Annotated in this window: 13 protein-coding genes; 2 read left to right on the forward strand and 11 right to left on the reverse strand. The window is 63.7% G+C overall.

Going from position 1 to position 14,227, the window contains the following annotated elements; genetic code table 11:
• Nucleotides 1-81: 81 nt before the first annotated feature.
• The 3 genes from CLV45_RS03955 to CLV45_RS03965 all read right to left on the reverse strand — a co-directional run bounded on the left by CLV45_RS03955 (nt 82) and on the right by CLV45_RS03965 (nt 5,734).
• Nucleotides 82-1,125: an ankyrin repeat domain-containing protein gene (locus CLV45_RS03955; protein WP_157807274.1), complete on the reverse strand. Its 1,044-nt coding sequence runs from the start codon at nt 1,123-1,125 to the stop codon at nt 82-84.
• 4 nt (nt 1,126-1,129) lie between these two features.
• Nucleotides 1,130-2,587 (reverse strand): type VI secretion system tube protein TssD, encoded by a 1,458-nt coding sequence (gene tssD, locus CLV45_RS03960; protein ID WP_157807275.1) that lies wholly within the window; start codon nt 2,585-2,587, stop codon nt 1,130-1,132.
• 339 nt (nt 2,588-2,926) lie between these two features.
• Nucleotides 2,927-5,734, reverse strand: coding sequence for a S8 family peptidase (locus tag CLV45_RS03965; protein ID WP_100335092.1), 2,808 nt, complete (start codon nt 5,732-5,734; stop codon nt 2,927-2,929).
• A 140-nt stretch (nt 5,735-5,874) separates the two neighbouring features.
• On the opposite strand from CLV45_RS03965, the gene paaN reads away from it, so the two are divergent.
• On the forward strand, nt 5,875-7,545 hold the full coding sequence (gene paaN, locus CLV45_RS03970; RefSeq protein ID WP_100335093.1) for a phenylacetic acid degradation protein PaaN: 1,671 nt from the start codon (nt 5,875-5,877) through the stop codon (nt 7,543-7,545).
• Between the two features lie 113 nt (nt 7,546-7,658).
• On the opposite strand, the gene CLV45_RS03975 is transcribed toward paaN, so the two are convergent.
• The 7 genes from CLV45_RS03975 to CLV45_RS04005 form a co-directional block, all read right to left on the reverse strand.
• Nucleotides 7,659-7,919, reverse strand: coding sequence for a hypothetical protein (locus tag CLV45_RS03975; RefSeq protein WP_100335094.1), 261 nt, complete (start codon nt 7,917-7,919; stop codon nt 7,659-7,661).
• 146 nt (nt 7,920-8,065) lie between these two features.
• Complete coding sequence (locus CLV45_RS03980; protein ID WP_100335095.1) at nt 8,066-8,803, reverse strand: LytR/AlgR family response regulator transcription factor; 738 nt, start codon at nt 8,801-8,803, stop codon at nt 8,066-8,068.
• 58 nt (nt 8,804-8,861) lie between these two features.
• Nucleotides 8,862-9,953, reverse strand: coding sequence for a sensor histidine kinase (locus CLV45_RS03985; RefSeq protein ID WP_100335096.1), 1,092 nt, complete (start codon nt 9,951-9,953; stop codon nt 8,862-8,864).
• 38 nt (nt 9,954-9,991) lie between these two features.
• Nucleotides 9,992-10,576 carry a DUF7010 family protein gene (locus tag CLV45_RS03990; protein WP_100335097.1) on the reverse strand — a complete coding sequence of 195 codons (585 nt, stop codon included), beginning with the start codon at nt 10,574-10,576 and terminating at the stop codon, nt 9,992-9,994.
• Nucleotides 10,577-10,664: 88 nt separating this feature from the next.
• Nucleotides 10,665-11,603, reverse strand: coding sequence for an alpha/beta fold hydrolase (locus CLV45_RS03995; RefSeq protein WP_100335098.1), 939 nt, complete (start codon nt 11,601-11,603; stop codon nt 10,665-10,667).
• Between the two features lie 207 nt (nt 11,604-11,810).
• On the reverse strand, nt 11,811-12,122 hold the full coding sequence (locus CLV45_RS04000) for an outer membrane protein assembly factor BamE (RefSeq protein ID WP_100335099.1): 312 nt from the start codon (nt 12,120-12,122) through the stop codon (nt 11,811-11,813).
• A 10-nt stretch (nt 12,123-12,132) separates the two neighbouring features.
• On the reverse strand, nt 12,133-12,435 hold the full coding sequence (locus CLV45_RS04005; protein WP_100335100.1) for a sll1863 family stress response protein: 303 nt from the start codon (nt 12,433-12,435) through the stop codon (nt 12,133-12,135).
• Nucleotides 12,436-12,624: 189 nt separating this feature from the next.
• Between CLV45_RS04005 and CLV45_RS04010 the strand changes: the two genes are divergently transcribed.
• Nucleotides 12,625-13,074 (forward strand): energy transducer TonB, encoded by a 450-nt coding sequence (locus tag CLV45_RS04010; protein ID WP_100335101.1) that lies wholly within the window; start codon nt 12,625-12,627, stop codon nt 13,072-13,074.
• 251 nt (nt 13,075-13,325) lie between these two features.
• On the opposite strand, the gene CLV45_RS04015 is transcribed toward CLV45_RS04010, so the two are convergent.
• Nucleotides 13,326-13,880, reverse strand: coding sequence for a hypothetical protein (locus CLV45_RS04015; protein ID WP_100335102.1), 555 nt, complete (start codon nt 13,878-13,880; stop codon nt 13,326-13,328).
• Between the last annotated feature and the right edge of the window lie 347 nt (nt 13,881-14,227).

Genomic DNA, 14,227 nt, shown 5'->3' on the forward strand with positions numbered 1-14,227 from the left:
AGAGGAATTTGGAAGCTGCCGGGGCGGCCTCCGGGTGTAAGAACGAAGGATATGCGCGGGTACATAAGGTGCGGAAGCCGCCTAAAAGCCCTCAATGCCGCCGGCCCGGGCCGGGCTCAGTTCGTACTGCAGGGCGGGACTGTCGGCGGGCAGCTGAGCTTTAAGCCAGGCGCGGAAGTGTTGCTGGGCTTCCAGGCGCAGGCGGAAATTGTCGGTGCTGTTGGGGGCGGTGCTAATCCGGGTTTTCCAGCGGCGGCCGTCCTCGGTTTGCAGCCACTGCTTGCGGTAGGTATCTACGGCGGTGCGCTGCTGGGTGTTGGCCACGGCCGGGTCGGGTACCGGAAACTGCACGCCCCGCTCTTCCAGCATCCGGCGTACTTTCTGCTGCCACTGGTAAGCCTCACTGGCGGGGTCGGCGAGCTGGTGGTCTTGCACCAGAAAAGCCACGGTACCGCCCGAGTGGGAGGCTTTGCGGAAGTCGGCGCCGCGGCCCAGCAGATAAGCCACTTGCTCAAACTGATTAAAGGTGGCCAGCAAAATCAGGGCGGTGTTGCCCAAGCCGTCGGTGGCGTTGAGGTCGGCGCCGTGGTCGAGCAGCAGGCGCATGGTGTCGAAGCGGCGGGCGTGGATGGCCTGAAACACGGCGGGCTCGTCACCGGCCACCGCGTCGTGCATGGTGCTGTTGGGGTTGCCGCGGTGGTCGAGCAGAATTTTCACCAGCTCCTGGTCTTCGCCGCCGGCCACCAGGGCCACGGGCTGCACTTTTTCGCGGCCGTTGAGCAGGGAAACCTGGTTGGGGTCGGTGCCCAGGGCCAGCAGCTCCCGCACGCAGGCTTTCTGCTGATTGGCCAGCGCAAAGAGCAGCAGCGTCATGCCCTGGGGGCTGCTGTAGGCAAGATTGACATGCTGCGTGGTTACGGCCTGGCGCAGCCCGGCCGCGTCGCCGCGGTAAATAGCCTGGGCGGCGGCCAGCTCGGGAGCCTGGAAATAAGTTTCGGGGGACTTGGTTGGCATCGTGGGCGAAGAAGGGGACGGACGATGAGAAGGTTGGGAACAGGCCGCGGGCAAGCCCGCCGAGAAGCTCAGGGCCAGCAGGGGCAGGTACCAGAGTTTCCAGCCGGGCATGGGCTTAGGGCTGGGCCGTGAAGTGCTTGATGGTAGCCGTGTCGGCATCCTTTTCGGCCTCAATGGCATTGACCACGGCCCCAATGGGGTGGAAGCCGGCCTTGTCGAGCACGTGCGGGGTGCCGACGGACTTGGGAATCAGGCCGCCCATGTGGTTTTGCAGGCCGTTGAGCGGGTCACGGTTGGAATACACGTTGTCAATCAGGCCCGGGGCGGCGGCCCGCATGGCTTCCTTGGAAATGCCGTAGGGCTTCACCGAGCGGGGGTGCAGGCCGGCGGCATTAAACGTGTACCCCTTGGCCCCGGTAACGGTGCTGGCCGCCGCAGCCAGGCCTCCGCCCAGGGAGTGGCCGGTCATGTCCAGGCCGGCGTCCTGCACGATGTCGAGGCCGCCGTACTGCTGCTTCAGGTTTTGGGCCAACTGAATGGCCTGGTCGTACTGCTTAGTCGGGATGCCCAGGGCCTGGGTCAGGTCGGCTTTAATGTCGCCCCACTCGGTGGGGTTGGTGCCCCGGAAGGCCAGCACCTTGCGGTTGGGCTGCTCGAAGTCGCTGTCGTAGAGGGCCGCGGCAAAGCCCGTCTGCTTGTCGTCCCAGACTTGCAGGGCCTGCCAGCCCTCGGGTACTTCCTCCGTAAAGGTGGGCAGCAACAGGCCGCTGGGGTCGGCGGTGGTCGTAAACTGGTAGGCGTGCTGGCTAAGCCGGGCCCGCTCCACGGCTACGTTGTTGAAAGTCAGCCGGTCGACGGCTTTTTGCAGAATGTTGCGGTCATTCACCAGGGGGAGTGGGCCCGGCCCGGCTTCGGCCACGGCCGCGCTGGGGCCCGAGCCGAGCAGGGAGCCCAGGCGGCCGAGTGGGCTTTTGCTGGTCGGCGCGGCCGCAGACGAAGTGGCCGGTCCAGCCGCGCTAATGAGCTGGTCCATATCCGTGAGCTTACTGCGGCCCGACTGCAGCAGGCGCAGGCGCTTCTGGTAGCGCTCCACCTTCGATTCGACGACTTCCAGGGCTTTGGCGGCCAGGTTGGCGCTGGGCAGGGCGGGAGTTACGGCCGCCAGCATGCTGCTAAGACCCGCTGCCCCGCCGGTTGCCCCGGTGCCCAAGGCAAACTCCGGGGCCGTGATGGTCAGGCTGCAGGTATAGGAGCCATTTTCGCCCTGCAGCACGTCGAAGCTTTCCTGGTAACCTACGCACTCAGCTTCCTCGAAGTGAATGGACTCGTGGGGACTGAGCTGGGCGGTGTCGAAGAAAATCAGGTGGCCGCTGAGCTTTTTGTGGGGCGTGGCCGCCCAGCTCACCAGCGTGTCGTCGTCCTGGGCTACGTCGAGCAGCAGCAGCAAGGGACCCTGGCGCACCCGGGCCGAAACCCGACCCCGCTCCTGGATTTGCTGGCGGAATTCCAGGGCGCACCACAACACGGGGTACACCTGCTCCTCGATATACAGTTCAGCATGAAATGATGCCATAACAATGCGCTGTGAAGATGTGATACTACCGCAGCCTATACGGGCGGAACCTAGTCGTACTGATATATAACGGGGGTAATATAGGCGTAAAAATTCAGCTAGCCCGGCCCAGTGCCATCCGGCCGCCGCCCATAATCCCCGGAAATAAGCCTCTTGAGCAGTCTACGGCTAGTTTTTAAGCCAGTTGACCTTACTGCAGGCTGCCACCGGAAAAAACCGAAACCGTCCTTTCTGCGCGGCGCCCACGGGCAACTGCTGACGGAAGAGCGGTTTCCTGGCCCGGTGCTACGCTACCGGAAAAGGCCAATGCGCTGAGGCATGCAACCCAGGCAGCTTTGGCTATTCAATGACAAGCTGGCGCGACAAAACTTGGCCGGGGCCCTGCACCTGCAGCAGGTAAATACCGGCCGGCAGGGCGCGCACGTCCAGTTCGGTGCGGGTACCAGCCAGGGGCTGCTGCCGCATTAGCCGGCCCACGCTGGTAAAGAGCCGCAGGGTGTGCAGGCCCAGCCCGGCCGGCACTTCCACCCGCAGCTGGGTGCGGGCCGGGTTGGGGTAAGCTTGCCACGCTACGGCCGCCGCCGGGGCCCGGGTAGGCAGCGCCAGCGCGTAGCGGCGCTGGGCGGCGTCGGCAGCGGCCTGCAAGGCTGGCAGGGTAGGAGCCCCCAGCACGGCAAAAGCTACCACGGTGGAGTCGCCGGGGGCCAGGCGGCGCAGGGCCGCGCCCACCACTTGCGACACATCGGTGCCCACGGTAAGGCCCACGCTGCTTTGCCGGGCCTTATTGCTCAGGGTCAAGAACTTTTCGGCGCTGCTAAACCCGTCGGCGAGGCGGACGGGCGTGCCGGCCCCGGCGTTGTTGTTAATGGCGTAGCAGGCCGGCACTCCGTCGCTGAGCAGCTTCACGCCCACGTACACCGTCGGATTTTCCCGGTCGTAGGCGTAGCCCAGGGCCCGCACCGAGTCCCAGGCGGCAGCGTTGCGGCCGGCCTCGGGCAGCACGTCCCAGTCCATAAATAGCCCGGCGTACAGGGGCTTGAGCGTGTCGGGGGTAATGTTACGCAGGTGGTATTCCACAATGGCGTAGTCCCGGTCGGGAGCCGAGGCCCAGGCGTAGCCCCGCTGCCGAATGCGGATGCCCACCGAGCCGGGACGCTTGGTCGTGGGTACCGAGTCCTGAAATACGCCGGTGGCTTCCTGGGTGACCCGCAGCGGCTGGCGGCTCAGCTGAATCTGGCTCAGGGCAAAGAAGTCCTGGTCGGGGGCATTCCGCTCGTTGCGGACCCGGTCGGCCACGCGCGTAGCCGAGGTTGCCACCAGCAGGCCGCCTTCGTAGAGCAGGGGCGCGCTGCCTTTGTAGGTCACGCTCTGGCCCAGGTCGGAGCCCAGGCCGTCGTAGCCCAGGTTGCCGCGGCTGGTGAGCGTCAGGTGCAGGTCGCCGGCGTCGAGCACCACGTAGTCGGGGTTCAGCGTCAGGGTCAGGAACTCGTCGGTCTGGTAGCCGTTGTCGGCCGTGAGGCGGTAGCGCAGCTGGGCCCGGGTGTTGATGGGCACGCTGCCGGCTACCACCAGCCGGAAGGGCGCCGCCGAGTTATCGGCCCGGGCCAGCGTCACCAGATTGCCGACTGCAAACGAGCCCTGCCGCACCGTGACGTAGGGCGAGAGCGAAGTCAGCGTCACGGTCAGGCCGCTGACGGGCTGCAGCAGATTTTGCACCGTAATGGCCACCTGCAGCGTGTCGTTGGGCTGGTAGGCCTGGCGGCTGGGCTGGGCTTGGGTGCTGATGATGCGGGCCTCGCGCCGGTCGGTGAAGCGCACGGCGTGATGCACGTTGAGGCGGCCCGTGCCCAGCTTGCCGCGCAGGCCCGAGTTGGCCGGCAGCCCGTACACGTCGTCGGCCGTCTGGCGCAGCTGGGCCGCTACCTGGTCGGCGGAAAACTGCGGGAAACGGCTGCGCACCAGCGCGGCGGCGGCGGCCACCAGCGGGGAGGCAAACGAGGAGCCGCTCACCGGGAAATAGTCGCTGTCGTTGTTGCCCAGGATGGTCAGGATATTCTCGCCCGGGGCCGCCAACGACACGTGGGTGCTGTAGGTGGCCGGCCCCGATTTCTCGTCGTTCGGGGCCAGGGCGGCCACCGAAATGACGTGGTCATAGCTGGCCGGGTAAAAGTCGAGCTCGGCGTTGGTATTGCCGGCGGCGGCCACCACCACCGCGTTGCGGTTCACGGCGGCGTAGGTCACCACGTCCTGCTCAAACTGGGAGCGGCTGCCCGGGCTGCCCCAGCTGGCGTTAATGACCTGGCAGCCATGGTCGGCGGCGTACACAATGGCTTCGAAGCCGGCGAAGCTGCCAGTGGCCGTGTTGGGGTAAATCTTGAGCGGCAGGTACTTACACTTGAAGCCCACGCCGGCCAGGCCCACGCCGTTGTCGGGCTGAGCCGCCACGCAGCCGGCCACCAAGATGCCGTGCACGGGCTGAAACACGGCCATGTTGATGGACGCGTCGTTGTCGTTATCGGCCATGTCCCAGCCGCGGAAGTTGTCTACGTAGCCGTCGTTGTCGTTGTCGATGCCGTCGATGGGGTCGGCGTAGTTTTTCTTGAGCTGGTTGCGCAAATCCTCGTGGCTGTAGCGCGTGCCCGTGTCGGTGACGCCGATGACGATGGTTGTGTCGCCCTTGGTCACGTCCCAGGCGCGGTAGGCCTGAATGTTTTTCAGGTAGAACTGCCCGTCGGCGTTGGTCGAGTCGGCCAGCGGGTCGTTGGGCAGGTAGAGCGGGGGGCGCACGTTCAGCGGCTCGGCGTATTCGAGCTGGCCGGTTTGCTCCAGTAGCCGGCAGGCTTTAGCCACCGGAACGTTGGTTTTCAGGTTTATCTGGTACACCAGCTGCAAGTCCACCGAGCCGGGAAGTTCGGAGCTGGCGGGCAGGGTGCGCGGAAATTTCTGGCGCAGCTTAGTGGCACCCACCTGCTCCAGGACCCGTTGCAACTCGGGCAGGGCAATATAGTCGGTGGTGGCTAAGCCCTTGAATTCGGGCTTGAGCTTGAAGACCAACGTGCCCGGCAGCTGGGCCGTCGTCTGGGCCCAGCCCGGCCGGACGCCGGCCAGCAACGCCAGCAAAACGAGAAAATGTAGCAGTCGGGGCATACGCAGGAATTCGACGGTTCGCGGTTAGGTACGTAAATTTAACCGCAAGCAGGCGTAGAAGCCGAGCTTGGGCCGGTACTTTTCGTTTAACCCGGTCAAATTCCCCGCCAACCGCCGTTCCTTCTCTTTCCCAAGTTTTTATGACGCTGCCCACCCAAAAGCACCAGGACACGATTGATACTGCCATCCGGGCCCTGCACGGCCGGACGTTTTTCGCCGCTTTTCCCGAAAGTCCTTCCCCCGAAATCTACGGGGCCGACGCCGACCGGCTGGGCCGGGAAGCCTTCGAGCGGCACCGCCACGGCCGTTTTTCGGAGCTGCTCCAAGCTGGGGCCACGCACTGGGTCGGGCTGGAGGAGTCGCCCTACGAGCAGCAGCCGTTGGGCGTCGAATACCCGTTTTTTGAGCCCGCCACGCTCGTCGAGCGGGCCCAGGCCAGCTTCGAGTCCTGGCGCCGGCTCAAGCCCGCCCAGCGCGCAGCCCTGCTTACCGAAGCCCTGGACGGCATCAAGGACCGGTTTTTTGAAATTGCCTACGCCACCATGCATACCACCGGCCAGGCGTTTATGATGGCCTTTCAGGCCAGCGGGCCGCACGCCGCCGACCGGGCCCTGGAAGCCATTGCCGCCGGTTACGAGGAACAAACCCGCTTTCCGGAGGAAACCCGCTGGGAAAAGCCCATGGGCAAGTATAACCTGGCGCTGCTCAAAACCTGGCGGGCCGTGCCCAAGGGCGTGAGCCTGGTTATCGGCTGCTCCACGTTCCCGACCTGGAACTCGGTGCCGGGTATGTTTGCCTCCCTCGTGACGGGCAACCCGGTGCTGGTAAAGCCCCATCCCCGGGCCGTGCTGCCGATTGCCATTATCGTGGCCGAGGTCCAGAAAGTGCTAACTGCCTACGACCTGGACCCCAACATCTGCCAGCTGGCCGTGGACGCCGCCGACCGGCTCATTGCCCAGGACCTGGCCGAGCACCCCGCCGTGAAGCTCATCGACTACACCGGCGGCGCGGAGTTTGGCAATTACCTGGAGAACCTGAAGGGCAAAACCGTGTTTACCGAGAAAACCGGGGTCAATTCCGTTATCCTCGACTCCTGCGACGACCTCGACAAAGTGGCCCAGAACCTGGCGTTTTCAGTGAGTTTGTACTCGGGCCAGATGTGCACGGCGCCCCAGAACTTCTTTATTCCGGCCGGCGGCGTGCGGGTCGGCGACGAGCTGGTGCCCTACGAGGACGTGGTGCAGAAGCTGGCCGCCGCCGTAACCGGGCTGGCTACCAACCCCAAGGCCGGCCCCCACGTGCTGGGCGCCATTCAGAACCCTGCCACCTACGCCCGGGTGCAGCAGCTCACCCTCGACGGGGGCCGCAGCATCCTGCCCTACGGCCCGGTGCCCCACCCGCAGTACGCAAATGCCCGCACCTGCTCGCCCTGCATTCACGAGGTGGAGGCCGGCCGGGTTGAGCAGTTCAGCCAGGAGTTGTTCGGGCCCATTATGCTGGTCATCAAAACTCAGGACACGCAGGAAAGCATCCGGCTGGCCGCTCAGCTGGCCCGGGAGTACGGGGCCATCAGCTGCGGGGCCTACACCACCGACGAGCAGGTGAAGGAGCAGATTATGGACCAGATGAGCCTGGCCGGCACCCCGGTGAGCTTCAACCTGACCGGCGGCATCTACGTGAACCAGAACGCGGGCTTCTCCGACTTCCACGTCACGGGCGGCAACCCGGCCGGCAATGCTTCCTTTACTAACCCCGAATTCGTGATTAAGCGCTTCACCTGGGTCGGGTTCCGGGAGCCGCTGCCAGCTTAGCTAGTGGGGCCGCAGTAAGAAGTGCGCCAACCGGCTAACAAACAAAAAGCCTCGCTGAAGTTGCTTCAGCGAGGCTTTTTTGCCGGATACCGAACGGGTAGCCGGGAAGAATACTACCGGCCGGGGTTCTTGTCGAACTTGTATTCCTTGGGTGCTGACACCGTGCCGGACTTGTAGGGGTTGCGGGCGTTCAGGTCGACGCCGAAGCCGGGGCTGCGCCGTTTCTTGAACTTGGACTTGTCATTCGGGTGGCGCGACGACTCGCTGTAGGCCTTGTACTTCTTGGGGTTGCCGCCCTGGCGGACGGTGTCCTGGGAACAAGCTGCGCCCGTAATCAGCAGGCCCAGCGCACATATGTGTAGGAGTTTTTTCATCGGGACAGGCAATTGAAACCAGTCCATTTGGCGGCACTGGATTATTGCGCTGTTGTATACTAATAATCAGGTGGAAAAGATGCGCGAATTCGACTGGCGAGTGGTTGGCTCCACCCAACCGCCCCCGGCCAGCCGGGCCGGGTCTTCTACAGGCTCAGCAGCTCCCGAAACAGCACCGACTGCTTGCGCGAAACTTCCACCTCCGGCCCCTCGCGCAGCTTGATTTTGAGCGTGTTGCTAAACCAGGGCTCGATGCTCTCAATCCACTTTAGGTTGATGATCTGCTGGCGGTTGGCCCGGAAAAACACTTTCGGGTCAAGGCGGGCCTCCAGGTGCTGCAACGTCCGCGGGATGAGGGGGCGGTGCTGCTCGAAGTAAATCTGGGTGTAGCTGCCGTTGATTTCGAAGAGCTTGATGTCGGCCAGGCGTACAAACCAGCACCGCTCCCCGTCTTTCACAAATACTTGGTCCTGGGCCGTGAGCGGGGTAGGGGCGGGCTCCTCGGGCAGCGTGGGCACGGCCGGGGCAGGGGCCAGAAGCTGGGCCCGGGCTTTTTCCAGGGCCGCTGCCAGCCGGGCCTCCCCGATGGGCTTGAGCAGGTAGTCCAGGGCGTTGACTTCGAAAGCCCGCAGCGCGTACTCATCGTAGGCCGTGGTAAAAATCACCTGCGGGGCTGTGTCCAGCGAGGCCAGCAGCTCAAAGCCCGTTTCGCCGGGCATGTGAATGTCGAGAAAGAGCAGATCGGGGCGCAGCTGGGCGAGCTGGGCGCGGGCTTCGGCCGCGTGCCGGGCTTCACCCACAATCGTCACGTCGGGAAAAGTTTGGAGCAGGTGGCGCAGCTCGGTGCGGGCCAGGCGGGAATCGTCAACCAGAAGGGCATTCATAGGGCAGGCAGCGGCGAAAGAAAACGGGCGGTAAAAGAACGGGTCGGGGGCCGCCAAGCTAGGCTGAAACAGCAGCGGCGGCGGTGGCCGCGGGCTGGGGCAGCGGCCCGGCCGGCAGGTGCAGCTCGGCCACTACCGTGTCGGGCGCGGCGGGGTCGTTGGCCAATTGCAGGCTGGCCGCCGGGCCGAAAAGTAACTGCAGCCGCTCCCGGGCGTTGCGCAGGCCCACGCCCTCGTGGTCCGGCCGGGGCTGGTACTGACCCGTATTGCACACCGTGATGAGCAGGCGGGCCCCGCTGAGCCGGGCCGTGAGCGTAATCCGGCCGCCGTCGGGCCGGGGCGCAATGCCGTGCTTAATGGCATTTTCGACCAGCAGCTGCAGGGTCATAGGCGGAATGAGCACGCCCAGGGTGTCGGGGGCCACGTCGAGCGAGTACTCCAGGCGCTCTTCCAGCTGCATGGCTTCCAGGGCCAGGTAGTGCTCCACAATTTCCACTTCCCGGGCCAGGGTTACTTTCTCGGTGCTGTTGAGCTGGATGGAGTAGCGCAGCAAGTCCGACAGGTGGGTTATCATGTCGCGGGCCCGGGCGGGGTCTTCGATTACCAGGGCCCGGATGTTGTTGAGCCCGTTGAACATAAAGTGCGGATTGATCTGGGCCTTGAGCATGCGCATCTCGGCTTCCTGCACAGCCGCCGCCAGCTTCCACTTGTCCACCTCGGCCCGCTTGTAGCTGTCGAGGTAGTGCAGGCCGAAGTAGAGCACGGCCCAGAGCCAGAACACGAAATTGCCGTACAGGGTGTAGAGCAGCAGGGCCGTCCAGCTGAACTGCGCCGGGGTGAAGATGTGCACCACGTACATCATCAGCAGCGAGATGAGCGACTGAGTAACCAGCGACAACAGGAAATTGACGACCAGCAGCCGGGGCACCACCGCCAGCACCGGCAGCCGCAGCCAGCCCCCGCGCCGTATCATGGCCCGCAGCAGGTGGCTGGCGCCAATGTTGATTGCCACGATGCAGAGCTGGGCCAGCGCGTAGTTGACCGTCAGCTGACCCATCACCTTGAAAATGGTGATGCCCAGCAGGGCGTACAGCCCCCAGCAGGTGACTTGCAGCAGCCAGTACAGCCGGCGGCGGGTGAAAGGGCGCATAAGCGGCAAAAACGATGAGCGAAGAAAGAAAAAGAGCCTTAGGCTGCCACGGCCGCCAGCTCTGGCGCCGGCTGGCGCTTTGCCTGGTAATCGAGGTAGAGCCAGCCGGCCAGCACCAGCAAACTGCCCACAATGAAGCCGGGAATATAATACAGCTTCTCCACCGGCAGGCGGGTGCCCAGCAGCAGGCAGCCCAGGGAAATTACGCCGGCCATGACGGCGAAGGACTTGGTGTTGTAAAACCAGGCGTAGGGAAAGAAATGGGCCCCGGTAATAATGCCGTAGGTCATTATAAAGTATTGCGGGTGTTTGATATACATAAAAATTAGAATCGGGAAGTAGAAGAGCTGGGCGAAGTTGAGCCACAGTCCCAGGGGCTGAATCGGGTTGCCGGGGATGGTCCAGGTGGTGCGGAAAACCTTGGAAAACAGCAGGGCCAGGGGCAGCATCACTCCGCCCATGCAGAAGGTATAGAGCCCGTTGCGGCCCGGGCTGTTGGGCAGCAGCCAGATCAGGGTAATAACCGACCAGATCAGGCTGGCTGCCACAATGAAGTCGAGGCCGTTTTTGGCTTTCACCGAGAGTTCCCGGCGCAGCGCGTCGAGGTTAAGCTGAGCAGACATGGGGGGCATGTTGAGGAGTGGGAAAAGAAGGCCCGGCGCGGCCCGTCAGGAATTAGTCGCCGAAAATGGGCCGCGCCGGTTAATATTCCTACTTGCGGGCCACCGCCTGCTGCTTCAGGAACGCGTCGGCCTGGGTGAAAAACCACTGGGTGTCGTCGTACATCAGGAAGTGGCGGCCGGCTTCCGACATTTCAATGCGCACCTGGGGCAGCTTGGCGTACTGCTGGGCAAAAATGGCGCGGGTGCTTTCCTTGGTCGAGCCGAACTGCTGGTAAGCAGCCCAGGCGCCCAGCACCAGGGCGGGCTGCTGCACGCGGCTCAGGTCGGCGCGCAGGTCGGTGGTCATCATATCGTACATGGCCTGGGCCACGGTGGCCGGGTCGGAAGCCTGGCCCCAACGCGCCAGCTGGGTCACGCGGGCCGAGTCGGTTACCAGGCTGCTCACCATCTGGCGCTGGGCCGCCATCGGCAGGTGGCCCTGGCTCATTTGCTGGCGCATGCCCTCGGCCATGGGCTTGGCCGCTGCGGCCGTCAGGCCCGGGTTTTGCACGGCCGCCATAAACGGCAGCGAATCAACGATTACCAACGGGCCCACGGCCTCGGGCTGGGTGGTGCTCAGCCACAACCCCATAAAGCCGCCCAGGCTGTGGCCCACCACCACGGGCTTGTTGAGCTTCTGGGTTTTGATGTAACCCAGCAGCTGGTCGCGCACACCCTGCAAAAACGCCGTGGTGTTGGCTGCGGCCGGCTGCCCGCCGAAACCGGCCAACGACACCACGTGGCACTGGTACTGCTTCTGGTAGTGGGCCACGGTGGCGTCCCACACCGCGCCGGGGCAGGTCAGGCCTGGAATCAGCAACATGGGCTGGCCTTTGCCCACTACGCGTACCGTGAAGCTGGGGTGGGCCGCGGCATTATCGGTAACGGCAGTAGCAGCCGGAGCGGGGCCGGCATGGGTAGCGGCCAGGGGTGCGGCGGCCAGCAGGAGGGCGGCCAGGATGGGGCGGACGGTAGCGGCGAAGTTCATCAGCGGAGGAGTGAGGTTGGAAGTGAATGATGCCTCAAACCTAGCGCGGGCCGCCGCCGAACGAAACGAGTTTTGGGCGAACGGTCAATTCGGCCGCCGACCTGCTTTTAACCCGGCCGAATGGCGCGGCCCGGCCCGGCGTAAAACGCCACGCGGCCCCGACTCACGAAGGAGCCGGGGCCGCGCTACTGATATAAATCGGAATCGTTAGTTGCCCGTGGGCCGCTCCGAGCCCGAGGCTTCCGGGGCGCAGGTAGCAGACGAAACTTTGCCGCTGGCGTCGAACTGAATGCGGATGGGCTGGGTGTCGGTGGCGCTGCCAAACAGGTAGGACCAGGTTTTGCCGCCGCCCTCGGCCGCGTCTTCGCCGGTGGGGGCGCCCATGATGCCGCGCACCTGCTGCTGGCTCATCCCGACTTGCACCTTCGTGCAGTTCTCGGCATTCTGAAAGCTTTCCTGGGCCGTGCAGCCGGTGAGCAGCGTGGCGGCCAGGGCCAGCAGCGGAACGAATATTCTCATCGGGAGCGGGCTAAATGATGTTGCGTAAGTCCTCGCGCAGCGTGTCGATGCCCCGGCGGATTTCGTCCCAGGTGCTGGCCGGACGCTCGGCGGTGCGGCCGGCGGGGCCCACGAGGTCGGCCAGCTTGGCGCGCTTCACTTCCAGGGCCGCAATGTGCTCGTGGTAGGTGTTTTCGGAGTTGACGGTGGTGGCGTGGGCGCGGTTGCGCAGGGTTTTGATCTTGGCGTCCAGCTCGTCCAGAGCCTGGTGCAGCTCCGTTTCGCTCAGGTGCTGGGGCACGCGCATATTTTCGGGGTGGGGAGTGTACGACATAGTGGTAAAAGCTAGACTACTGCCAGGAAAAAGCGCTGAAGGTGGCGGTTAGTCATACTGTACTGATTTTTGCGGGCAAAGGATACTCTTGTATTACCAACATAACGGCAACACAACCATAACCGTGGCGTTACGGCCGCCACCGGCCGGACGCATAGCTTTGTGTGTCTGCCTGATACCACTACCGCTATGCTCCGATTCTTACTCGTGCTTTCGTGCTTTTCGCTCCTTCTGGGTCAGGCTCAGGCTCAGAATCAACTGGCTGCGGCCCTCACCGACAGCGGCAGCAGCGTGAGCCCGGGCCCGGCCGCCGCGGCTCCCATGGTATACCTCGTGGCCGAAGAAATGCCCAGCTTTCCGGGCGGCGAGGCGGCCTTTACCAAGTTCCTGCGGGCCAAAATTCAGTACCCGGCGGCGGCCCTCAACCACGGCACCTCGGGTAAGGTCCACGTGAGCTTTATCGTGGATGAGCAGGGCCACATTCTCGACCCTAAAGTGGTGAAAGGCCTGGGCTTCGGCCTCGATGAGGAAGCCCTGCGCCTGGTCCGCATCATGCCCTGGTGGAGCCCCGGCAAAATTCAGGGCCAGCCCGTGAAGGTGGTATACACCTTGCCTATTGTATTTCGGGCGTTAGAGTAGGTTAGTTGTTAGTTGTTGGTTGTTGGTTGTCCGTTGTTAGGACTGTCATCCTGAACGCAGCAACGCGGAGTGAAGGACCTTCTTCGCCTACCCCGCTGCCGTTTCTGCCAAAGTAGAAAGCCCTTTCCCAAACTAGTGGGTAAGGGCTTTCTGCATCGAACGAAGATTGTCACTTAGGTAAGGAAGGTCCTTCGGCTGTGCCTCCGGATGACAGTCCTAACAACCAACAACCAACAACTAACAACCAACAACTAACAACTAAACTCCTTCGGCACGCCCAACTCCCGGGCCAGGGGGGCGGCGCCGGACTGCCAGAGGCGGGGCAGCAGCTCCTGGATGGCACTGCTTAGCTCCAGGTGGTAGTCGGCGTGGAGCTTTTCGGTTTGGCGCAGCGCCTCGTGGGTGCGCTTGGCCAGGTGCTGGAGCAGGGGTTGGGTGGGGCCGTGCAGCTTGGCCACGAGCTGGGGCTGGTGCTCAAAGACGCGGTTGAGCAGGCGCAAGGTCAGCTCCACTTCCCCGAAGGCGTCCTCGGTGATGCGGGCGTGGTAGCCGATGCGGGCCTGGAGCTGGCGCACGATGACCAGCAAATCGTTGGGAGTCTGGTGGTAGCCGCGCACCGGGTCGTCGATCTGGGTGCGGAGCTGAGCGCGGCGGTCTTCCAGCGCGTCGGGGCCTTCGAGCAGGCGAAAGGCCAGCTGCTCGGTCAGGACCGAATCCTGGGCCACGAGGCGGGCCAGGAGCTGGTCTTTTTCCTTTTGGGGTAAGTTGAAGAGGGCTTTGCGCAGGTCGGGGGAAAGGGCGGGCATTAGAAGGTTCTAGGTCAGACCAAGGAAACACGCAAAATCTACGCGGTGTGCCACCGACGCGCCATTTTCCGCATAGTTGTTAGCATTATAGCGCAAAGCAAACTTAAAGACGCTAACCACTCGGACGATAAAAGAGCCTGCTTCCAAATGAGCTTGCACTGAGTGACCCATGTTTTCATTTGCTCCCAAAAAGAAGCTGGGGGTGGGCTGTAGGGGTAAAAATCGTTACAGAGTGAACAGCCTATTATAGCGTTTCCATCAGGAAAAAGCCGATCAACATCTATAGCCGGGGGCCTGTAGGCATTCGTAAAAGCATACAACGTGACTGGGCCCTGATAGATGTCGAG

Origin of the sequence: Hymenobacter chitinivorans DSM 11115 (assembly GCF_002797555.1) — a bacterium.
Lineage (GTDB): Bacteria > Bacteroidota > Bacteroidia > Cytophagales > Hymenobacteraceae > Hymenobacter > Hymenobacter chitinivorans.

Coding starts and splice junctions, on each gene's coding strand:
- CLV45_RS03990 (WP_100335097.1), bottom strand. CDS start 10,576: ATGTCTGCTCAGCTTAACCTCGACGCGCTGCGCCGGGAACTCTCGGTG.
- CLV45_RS03955 (WP_157807274.1), bottom strand. CDS start 1,125: ATGCCCGGCTGGAAACTCTGGTACCTGCCCCTGCTGGCCCTGAGCTTC.
- tssD (WP_157807275.1), bottom strand. CDS start 2,587: ATGGCATCATTTCATGCTGAACTGTATATCGAGGAGCAGGTGTACCCC.
- CLV45_RS04000 (WP_100335099.1), bottom strand. CDS start 12,122: ATGAGAATATTCGTTCCGCTGCTGGCCCTGGCCGCCACGCTGCTCACC.
- CLV45_RS04005 (WP_100335100.1), bottom strand. CDS start 12,435: ATGTCGTACACTCCCCACCCCGAAAATATGCGCGTGCCCCAGCACCTG.
- CLV45_RS03975 (WP_100335094.1), bottom strand. CDS start 7,919: ATGAAAAAACTCCTACACATATGTGCGCTGGGCCTGCTGATTACGGGC.
- CLV45_RS03995 (WP_100335098.1), bottom strand. CDS start 11,603: ATGAACTTCGCCGCTACCGTCCGCCCCATCCTGGCCGCCCTCCTGCTG.
- CLV45_RS04010 (WP_100335101.1), top strand. CDS start 12,625: ATGCTCCGATTCTTACTCGTGCTTTCGTGCTTTTCGCTCCTTCTGGGT.
- CLV45_RS03980 (WP_100335095.1), bottom strand. CDS start 8,803: ATGAATGCCCTTCTGGTTGACGATTCCCGCCTGGCCCGCACCGAGCTG.
- CLV45_RS03985 (WP_100335096.1), bottom strand. CDS start 9,953: ATGCGCCCTTTCACCCGCCGCCGGCTGTACTGGCTGCTGCAAGTCACC.
- paaN (WP_100335093.1), top strand. CDS start 5,875: ATGACGCTGCCCACCCAAAAGCACCAGGACACGATTGATACTGCCATC.
- CLV45_RS03965 (WP_100335092.1), bottom strand. CDS start 5,734: ATGCCCCGACTGCTACATTTTCTCGTTTTGCTGGCGTTGCTGGCCGGC.
- CLV45_RS04015 (WP_100335102.1), bottom strand. CDS start 13,880: ATGCCCGCCCTTTCCCCCGACCTGCGCAAAGCCCTCTTCAACTTACCC.